4 protein-coding genes and 1 pseudogene are annotated in these 8,925 nt (G+C 62.1%); 1 reads left to right on the top strand and 4 read right to left on the bottom strand.

The window, feature by feature from the left end; genetic code table 11:
* A pseudogene (locus EE36_RS11080) lies at nt 1-300 on the top strand (alcohol dehydrogenase catalytic domain-containing protein); the annotation flags it as partial.
* A gap of 11 nt (nt 301-311) precedes the next feature.
* Here EE36_RS11080 and EE36_RS11075 read toward each other — a convergent pair.
* From EE36_RS11075 to EE36_RS11060, 4 genes are all read right to left on the bottom strand, one after another.
* Nucleotides 312-1,502 carry an HlyD family type I secretion periplasmic adaptor subunit gene (locus tag EE36_RS11075; RefSeq protein WP_005852257.1) on the bottom strand — a complete coding sequence of 397 codons (1,191 nt, stop codon included), beginning with the start codon at nt 1,500-1,502 and terminating at the stop codon, nt 312-314.
* Entirely contained in the window at nt 1,499-3,721 is a 2,223-nt protein-coding gene (locus tag EE36_RS11070; protein WP_005852256.1) for an ATP-binding cassette domain-containing protein, read from the bottom strand. Before EE36_RS11070 ends, EE36_RS11075 begins: the two co-directional genes overlap by 4 nt.
* The gene (locus EE36_RS11065; RefSeq protein WP_254655578.1) at nt 3,718-5,055 is read right to left on the bottom strand and encodes a TolC family protein; all 1,338 of its coding nucleotides are present in this window, start codon (nt 5,053-5,055) and stop codon (nt 3,718-3,720) included. The genes EE36_RS11070 and EE36_RS11065 overlap by 4 nt, the downstream gene beginning before the upstream one ends.
* Nucleotides 5,056-5,161: 106 nt before the next feature.
* Nucleotides 5,162-8,632, bottom strand: a complete 3,471-nt coding sequence (locus EE36_RS11060) for an Ig-like domain-containing protein (protein ID WP_005852252.1) — start codon at nt 8,630-8,632, stop codon at nt 5,162-5,164.
* Nucleotides 8,633-8,925 lie beyond the last annotated feature (293 nt).

Below are 8,925 nucleotides of genomic sequence, written 5' to 3'. Positions count from 1 at the left end.
CCGGCTCACGGGCAAGTGGTGATCAAAGTGGCCTATGCCGGTGTGAACCGCCCCGATGCGCTGCAACGCGCGGGCATGTATGCGCCGCCCCCCACTGCCAGCGATCTGCCCGGGCTTGAAGCCTCGGGCGTGGTGTCCGCCGTGGGCGAGGGCGTCAGCGGTCTGGCTGTCGGTGACAAGGTATGCGCGCTGCTGCCCGGTGGCGGCTATGCGGAATATGTCGCGACGCCTGCGGCCCATTGTCTGCCGGTGCCCAAGGGCATGGACATGAAGCAAGCCGCCTGCTTGCCCGAGACATTCCCTTGCCACGCCTACGGCTCCCGAAACGCCTCTTTGGACTTGTAAAGCGGCTTCAACAGATACTGCAAAACCGTCTTTGACCCTGTGTGCAACTCCACGCTTGCCTGCATGCCGGGTCGGATCTGCAAAGACGCCTGCCGCGGGGTGAGGTGTTCTGTGTCCACCTGCAACGTGACCTTATAGTGCGGATCCCCATCCGGCGCGCGGGATCGTTCGTCCTTGAACGTATCGGCCGAGATCAATTTGACCGTGCCTTTCAACGTGCCATAGATCGTATAGTCATAGGCCGACAGCTTGACCGTCGCCTCCTGGCCGGGGCGCACGCCGGCGATGTCTTCGGGCTTGACGCGGGCCTCGACGAAAAGCTCTTCGTCCAACGGGATGATCTGCAAAATCTCCTCGCCCGGGCGCACGACGCCGCCGATGGTGGTCACGCTCAGGTTGTTGACGATGCCGCGCAGGGGGCTGACCAGGACGGTGCGGTTCAACTGGTCCGTGCTCGCCTTGAGGTTCTGTTTCAGCGTCGCCAGTTCCTTGAGCACATCGGAATATTCCTGCGCACGCTCCAGCTCTGTGCCGGTGACGATCTCGTCCAGCTTGATCCGCGCATCCGCATGGGTCTTGCGCGCGCGCGTCACCTCGATCAGCGAAACGATCTTTTTCTTGAGCATATTCTCAAGCAGCTCACGCTCTTTCAACGCCTCGGTCAGCACCCGCCCCGCCCCTTCGGAGCGCGAGACAAAGTCCGATTGCCGCGCTTTCAGCAATGCCCGTTCAGAGGCAACGATATCTGGCGTGCGCGTGGCATAGGCGTCGGGCACGTCAAAGTCGTACTGTCCGGCCAGCTCTGCCTCCAGGCGCAGACGGCGGATTTCAAAGGCGCTGATCTGGTCGCGCAGGTCGTCCACGGCGGATTGGAACTGGGTGCCATGCAGACGGGCCAACACGTCGCCCTTCTCCACGTGATCGCCCTCGCCCACGGCAAGTTCTGCCAGAATACCACCTTCAAGGTTCTGGATAATCTGGGGTCGCGAGCTGGAAATCATCGACCCTTCGGCACGCACGATTTCGTCGACCCATGCAAAGGCAGCCCACAGCAGGAAGACCAGCACGGACGCGCCGCAGAGCCAGATCACCATGGACGGCCCGCGCATCTGCCCCGTCATCTGCGCGCCCAGTGGCGTGGTGCTGAGACTGCTCATGCGACGTGCCCCTTCTGTCCCGCCAGATGGGCAAGCACTTTTTCCTTGGGCCCGTCGATGGTCATGCGGCCATCCTGCAGCACCAGCGTGCGTTCAGTCAGCGCAAGGATCGGGGCGCGGTGGGTCGCGATGATCGCAGTGCGCCCTGCCATCCAGCTTTGCAACCGCGAGACCAGCGTTGCCTCCAACCTTTGGTCCAGCGCTGCTGTGGGTTCGTCCAGAAGGCAGATCGCCGGATCCTGCAACCACAGGCGCGCCCAGCCGATGGATTGGCGCTGCCCGATGGACAGGCCCGCGCCCGCGTCCTTGATCTCTAGGTCCAGCCCCTTGTGGTGGTTGCGCACGAACGGCCCCAGCCCTGCGAAATCAAGGGCTGCGTGCAGGCGGTCGTCGTCGCGTTCCAGCATGGTGAGGTTCAGGTTGTCGCGCAGCGTGCCCGAGAACAGGCGCACGTCCTGTCCCAGATAGCCGATCAGCCGGCGCAGGTCGCGCGGCTCTATCTGGCCCAGCTCTGTGCCGTCCACCAGAATGCGGCCTTCAGTCGGGGCATAAAGCCCGCTGAGCATCTTCAGCAGTGTCGATTTGCCCGATCCATTGGCCCCCAGCACGGCGACATGCTGCCCCGGCTGGATCAACATGGCTTTGATGTCCACCGTCGGTGCGCCGTCATCTTCGTAGCGGAAGATCACGTCGCGCAGTTCGAACTGGCCTTTCAGCTTTTCACGGCGCAGATAGGTGCGCGCCTCTGCGGTGTCCTGCGGCGCGGCGACAATCGCGTCGAGCCCGTCAAGCGCGCCTTTGACATTGCCCCACCGCGCCATGGTACCCGACAGTTGCGTCAGCGGCCCCAGCGTCCGGCCCGTCAGGATACCGACCGCGATGATCGACCCCACGGTAAATTCCCCCGCAAACACCAGATAGGTGCCCACGATGACCGCCGCGACATAGGTGGCCTGCTGAACCCCTTGGCTCCAGAACGTGAGGAAGGACGCGAGCTTGCGTTGCTCTGACGATTTGACGGACGACAGGGTGTTCAGCTCTGTCCACAGGCGCAGCACGCGGTCCTCTGCCCTTTGGGTTTTGACCGTATCAAGCTCGAATATCGCCTCGTGCAGCAGCCGCGAGGATTTGGTCGACGCGCCTTGGGTCTCCTGCGTCAGTTGGATCGCTTTCTTTTGCAGAAAGAACCCCGGCACCAGCATCAGGATACCGCCAAGCACCAACACCCACACAACATTCCCCGCAATGCTGGCCACGAGGAAGAGGAACACGAAGATAAAGGGGATATCCGCGATCGTGCCAATGGTCGACGCGGTAAAGAATTCACGCACCGACCCGAATTCGCGCATCGCGGAAAACAGCTGGTTCGGGGCTTGGCCGCGCGTGTCGGACCGCATCCCCAGCAACCGGCGCATCAGGATGTCCTGCACCGACAGCTCGATCTGCCGCCCTGCCCCATCCATCAAACGCGCCCGCGCCATCTTGAGGAAAGCTTCCATCAGCAACGCTAGCCCCGCACCGGCGGCAAGCACCCAAAGCGTCGCTTCGGATTGATGCGGGATCACGCGGTCATAGACCTGCAAGGAAAACAGCGCCACAGCGACGGCCAGCAGGTTGGCCACGAAAGACCCCGTCGCGACCTCTATCAGCTGGCGGCGAAAGCGCGGGAACTGCCCCCAGAACCAATGCGCAGGCGCGCCATCGGTCTTATGGGTTTCGGCCACCGTTTTCAGCGAGGCTTCGGCCCGCAGGATCAGCCCCGCAAAGAAGGGTTTGAAATCGCTGATCGGCACCATCGCGCGATTGTCGGTGCACGTCGTGTCATACAGGATCAGATCACCACGCTGCTGCCCCATGACAAGCAAGACCTGCCCCGAGGTCATATAGGCCAGCGCAGGCCACATATCCCTAGAGATCCCCCGCGCCCGGCTGACTTGCGTCACCAGCCCTGCACTTTCCATCCCGCGGGCCAGTGCTTCGGCCTCTACCTGCGGATCATTGCCCTGCAAGGGGGCCGTGGCGACGATTTCAAAGATGTCGCGTGGCGCGGTGGTGACGCCCAGCAATCCGGCATAGGTCGCGGCCAGTTTTGCCCGCGCCATCAGACGGTCTTCGGGGCGGTTGGCGTTCTCTGCCTTGGGCCGGGCTGCATCCGCCGCCGCCATCCGACCCTGATTGCCGTTGGTGATTGTCAGCGTAAAGGTCGGCTTCTGGGTCAAATCGCGCTCCCGTCCGCCAACACGCCCTGTATCTGCGCCATCTCGATCTTCAGACGCACGGCCTCGTACTTGAGGGTGATCTGCGACTGCTGCTGACGCGAATAGGTCTCGTAGACGCCGACGACATCCATAACCTGACGCTGACCGGCGTCATATTGTTCCTGAAACAGGTCAAGGTTGCGTTTGGCCTGTGCCGCAAGGGTCGCGGCCTCGGTGGCCTGACGGGTCTTGGCGCTCAGCTGTTTCTCCAGACGGCGCAGCGCGCGGTTGGCATCCTCGACCGATTGCCGGACCTTGCGGGTCGCGGTTTCCTCGGCCATGGCCGACGCATCAAGCGAGGCTTTTGTGCCCAGACCCAGAAGCTGATCCGATTCAAGGCTCAACCCTGCGCCGCCCCCTTCACCGATGGTCGCACCCGCCGACAGCCCCGGCAGCAATCCGGCGCGTTCCACCTTGGCGGCGGCGATGGCGCGGGTCTTTTCGGCCTCGGCACGCACCACGGACAAAGGCGCACCGGCAAAGCTGTTCACGGGCACTTCGGGCAAGCCGTGCAGCGTATCCAGCGGGCGGATCGACATGGCGTTCAACTCTGACATCGACGTGGCTTCGCGTTCGACGGAGGCATCAAGCGTGGCGCGGATCTCAAGGAGTTTCTGGCGCAGAATGGTCAGGTCGGACACATCGGACACGCCGCCTTTGACCCGTTCCTGCATCACCCATTCGAAATGCGTCATATCCTTAAGCGCGACACGGTTCAGCGCGGCGGTATCGCGCGCCTCGATCGCATTGGTATAGAGCTTCAGCGCAGTCGCCACGCGGTCGTTCGTGTCTTGCGCCAGCGACACGGCAGCGACCTCGACATCGGCCACGGCAAAGGCGCGTTCACCCGCACGGCGGCCATTGTCAAACAGCACCTGATCCACCACCAGATTGGCCGCCAGCGACCCCAAGGATGTCAGGCTGACCTGCGGCCCGATCTTGGGCAACCAGTTCTTGCTTGCGGCTTCCGAGCGGAGGGTGGCGGCGCGCAGCTCTGCCTCGGCGGTGCGGCTGTTGGCGGCCAGCACGGCAGAGGCCACCTGATCCGACACGGTGTCATCGGGCAGAACAGAAGACCGCAGCGCCAGACCCTGGATGATCTGGCTGTCTGCGGTGATTATTTCGGCGTAGGTGGGTTTGATCGCCTGCGAGGCATCGGGGGTGCGGAACCGGGTAACGATGTCAGATTGCATCAGGTCACCGGGCACCATGCCGCTGCCGAAATCCGACATGCAGCCGGATAGGGCCAGCGCTGCTGCGCACATGCCCCCTGCCCGTTTTACACTCTGCCTCATTATCCTGCCCTTAACGTGCCGGTTTTTTTATTCTGGAAACGCCTGCGGTCGTTGCCGCCTGCGTGTGCCAACCGCGCCCCCTTGAACAGAGGGCGCGGTGCAATCTTTAGACGATGACGTTGATATCGTTGTCGATCATCAGCGTGGCTTCGTCGCCCAGTGTATAGATGTCATAGGTTTGATCCCCACGCACCTCTGAACCGCCACGTACCGCGCCTGTGATTGTCACGGTGTCGTCGTTATGCCCGTCGATGATCAGTTCGTTCGTATTGCTCGACAGGTTGACCAGCGCGGTTTCCGTGATCGTCAGATGCGCCTCTTCGGCGAACTGCAGATCAACGGTTTCGATGTTGTAGTTTCCCAGATTCGCGTTGGTCAGGGTCAACTGCGTGTTCGCCGCTTCATCATCCAGCGCCAGATACGTGCCGGAAAAGTTTCCCGCAGCGTCAGTGGCCGTGACAATCAGGTCGGACCCGTCTGGCACATTGCTTTCGAACTGGAAGTTACGCTCGCCAATGGCGTCGATGTCAAAGCTGGTGGATTCCACTTCCGAGATGGAGCGGTCTGCGTTCACCTGATGCACCTCAAGCGTATCGGGGCTGATCTCGGTCGAGATGCCACGGATACCGTCGCCATCGCGGGTATAGGACGCGATGACGGGGCCTTCGGGCGCATAGGTATCGATTGCGAGCGTGTCGGTGATCGACGCGATGTTGCCCACATGGTCCGTCGCGGTGACAGAGATGTCGGCGTCATAGGTGCCCTGACGGATTTCCGAAGGCGGGATCGTGACCGACCAGTTGCCCGCGCCGTCCACAAACGCGGTGTAGTTGGTGCCGTCAAAGTTGACCACAACGCTAGATCCCGCTTCGACCTGACCGTTCAGATCAATGCCGGTCTGGGCTTCGCGTGCGCTGACCACAGCGTCGCTGCCGCCCGCTTGGTTCATGTCGAGCGGATCAACGACCGTATCGATCAGCACCGCGTGGCTTGCCGTGGCAGAGTTGCCCGCGGCATCCGTTGCCTTGACCGAAACGGTGGTGTTGATCGTGCCCTCGGGCACCTGACCCGGTGCAAAGGTGACGGACCAGTTGCCATTCGCATCCACCGCGCCGTTCACCGATGCCGCGCCAAGCGACACGACAACGGACGAGCCGATTTCAGAGGTGCCGGTGACCAGAACGCCGCCATTCGCCAGACGCTCTGCCCCGCTCACGATGTCATCGCCTTCGACGGTGTTCAGCGACAGATTGTCGACGCGGGTGTCCACGCGCACGCTGTCAGAGGCGCTGCGGCTGTTGCCCGCCGCGTCGGTCGTGGTTGCGGTAATGTCGGCGGTATAAACGCCTTGGGCAACTTCGCCCGCGGCGTAATAGGCGGTCCACTGACCGTTGCCATTTGCCACAACCGTATGGGTGACACCTGCCAGCGTGACCTGCACAACGGCGCCCGCATCGGCGGTGCCCGAGATGGCCACACCGTCACTTGCCTCGGCCGCGTTCACCACGTCGTCGCCCTCGACGGGCAGCGGGCTGATGGTCAGCGAACCGGCTTCGGTATCGACTGAAACAGACTGCGATACGCTATCAACGTTGCCTGCCGCGTCGGTGGCGGTGGCGGTCATTGTGCTGGTGTAGGTGCCTGCGGGGATGTCGCTGGGGGCGAAGCTGACGGTCCATGTGCCGTCCGCCGCAACCGTGGCCGCACGCGACACCTGGCCAAGCTGGACCATCACAGTCGAGCCGGGTTCAACCGTGCCGGTCATCACGATGCCCTGCGCCGCCTCTGCCGCGTTCACAACCCCGTCGCTGCCGCCGGTCTGGCCGGTGAAGGCAAGGTTGTTGACCAAGGTATCGACATCGACTTGGCCGGTTGCGGTGGCCGTGTTGCCCGCCGCATCGGTCGCGACTGCGGTCACTGTCGCCGTCGTCTCGCCCGTCGGGATTTCGGAGGCCGCGAAATCTGCGGACCAGTTGCCGTTTGCGTCAACCACCGCTTCACGGGTCACACCCCCAAAGGTGACCTGAACGGTCGACCCGGGCTGCGATGTGCCGGTCAGCGTCACGCCGTCGCCACGCTCTGCCGCGTTGATCACGCCGTCAACTTCGACAGTATCCGCCGCAATCGCGACTTCAGAGACGGTATCGACGACCAGCTGCTCGGTCGAGGTGGAGCTGTTGCCGAAAGCATCGGTGGTCACGATGGTGACATCGCTGACGTATTCGCCTTCGGGCAAGGTGCCCGCCTGCCATGTCGCGGACCATGTGCCGTTGTCGCCCACAGTTGCGGTGCGGGTGATGCCACCGATGGTCAGCTGCACGGTTGAACCGGGCTCCCCCGTGCCGTTCAGGGTGACACCGTTGCCAAACGATGCGGCATTATAGCTGTCGCCCACGGATTGCGTGCCCGATGTCACAGCGACGGTCGGTGCGATGGTATCAACCACCAGCGTTTCGGTGGTGGTGGAGGTATTGCCGTATTGATCGGTGGTCTTGATCAGCACCTCTGTCTCGTATTCGCCCCCCTGCAGCGTGCCGGGTTCGAATGTGACGGACCATGTGCCGTCTTCGCCGACGGTGGTGCTGCGCGTGACATCCGCGACGGTCACGTCAACGGTCGCGCCTGCTTCACCGTTCCCGGTCAGCGTGACGCCATTCGCAAAGGAGTCACCGTTAAAGAAGTCGCCGACACTCTGCGTGCCTTCGGACATGGTGACCGCGGGGGCTGTGGTGTCGATGACAAAGCTCGGCCCGTCAAGCACGATCTCATTGCCGTCCGTGGTCACGACGACCTCGGCTTCATAGGTGCCGTCGTCGGGGAAGTTATCGCCTTCGAACACGGCTTCGAATGTGCCGTCGTCACCAACTGTTGTTGTGACTTCTTTATCGCCGATGGTGACCACGACATCCGATCCGGGCTCGCCGCCGCCAGTGACAACGACCTGCTCTACCGCGCCGTCGCCGCCGACCGTGCCGGTTGCGTCGGGCTCATTCACGAACGGAGGTGCGACCGAAGGGCTGCCGCCATTGCCACCACCGCCGCCACCGATGACAGCTGCACCACCGACAACTGCCGCACCGGCTGCTGCCGCGGCACCACCACCGCCAACGACGCCGCCCAGCAAGGGCGCTGCCAACATCGACACTTCGTCGTCACCCGCGCCCGGCATGACACCGCCCGGCACCGACGCCACATCGCTGCGGCCCAGATAGATCAGATCGTCAGAGGGGCTCCATTTGCCCCACTGCTCGGTCGGGCCGTATTGCGCATAAAGCCCGCCGCCTTCGGCCTCGACGAATGCGACTTCGTTCAGATAGCCATCTGACGAAATGAACAGGCGGTTCGCGGCACCGGTTTCGTTAAAGTAATTCTCGATGGTGATGACCGACCCGTCATTCAGCGTGAGTATAAGATCGTTGCCCGACCGCTGATGCGATTGAAAATCGGTCTGACGCAGGTTCAGCGAGATTTCCTGACCTGATGTCGCTTGGATAACATGGAAGTTTGCGTTTTCCGCAACCGTGCCACGCTGCAATGCGCCCGCTTGATCGCGAACGACGAAATCTATCGTCTTCATAATATCTGCTCCACCTCGGTGCGCATTCTGCGCGCGACACCTGAGAAATTTTATGACCGCCAACGCGTTGATCGCATCGTGCAGCCGCCTGATTATGTCCGTCGTAAAAAACGAAACGTATTATTGAGGCAGAAGGTAGCCGCTTAGACACATAAAAGCCAAGGTTAAAGTGGAACGCCACATTCTTGCCTTATTTCAACAGTGCAACACGGCCACAGTTTCTACCACCGCGGGAAATCGTTAATAATAGTTAACGTTGCCAGATAATTAACCACCTCATTTCACTCAGGAAA

It is taken from the genome of Sulfitobacter sp. EE-36, assembly GCF_000152605.1.
GTDB lineage: Bacteria > Pseudomonadota > Alphaproteobacteria > Rhodobacterales > Rhodobacteraceae > Sulfitobacter > Sulfitobacter pontiacus.
This window is presented reverse-complemented; position numbering and strand designations above follow the sequence as displayed.

Coding starts and splice junctions, on each gene's coding strand:
- EE36_RS11075 (WP_005852257.1), bottom strand. CDS start 1,502: ATGAGCAGTCTCAGCACCACGCCACTGGGCGCGCAGATGACGGGGCAG.
- EE36_RS11065 (WP_254655578.1), bottom strand. CDS start 5,055: ATGAGGCAGAGTGTAAAACGGGCAGGGGGCATGTGCGCAGCAGCGCTG.
- EE36_RS11060 (WP_005852252.1), bottom strand. CDS start 8,632: ATGAAGACGATAGATTTCGTCGTTCGCGATCAAGCGGGCGCATTGCAG.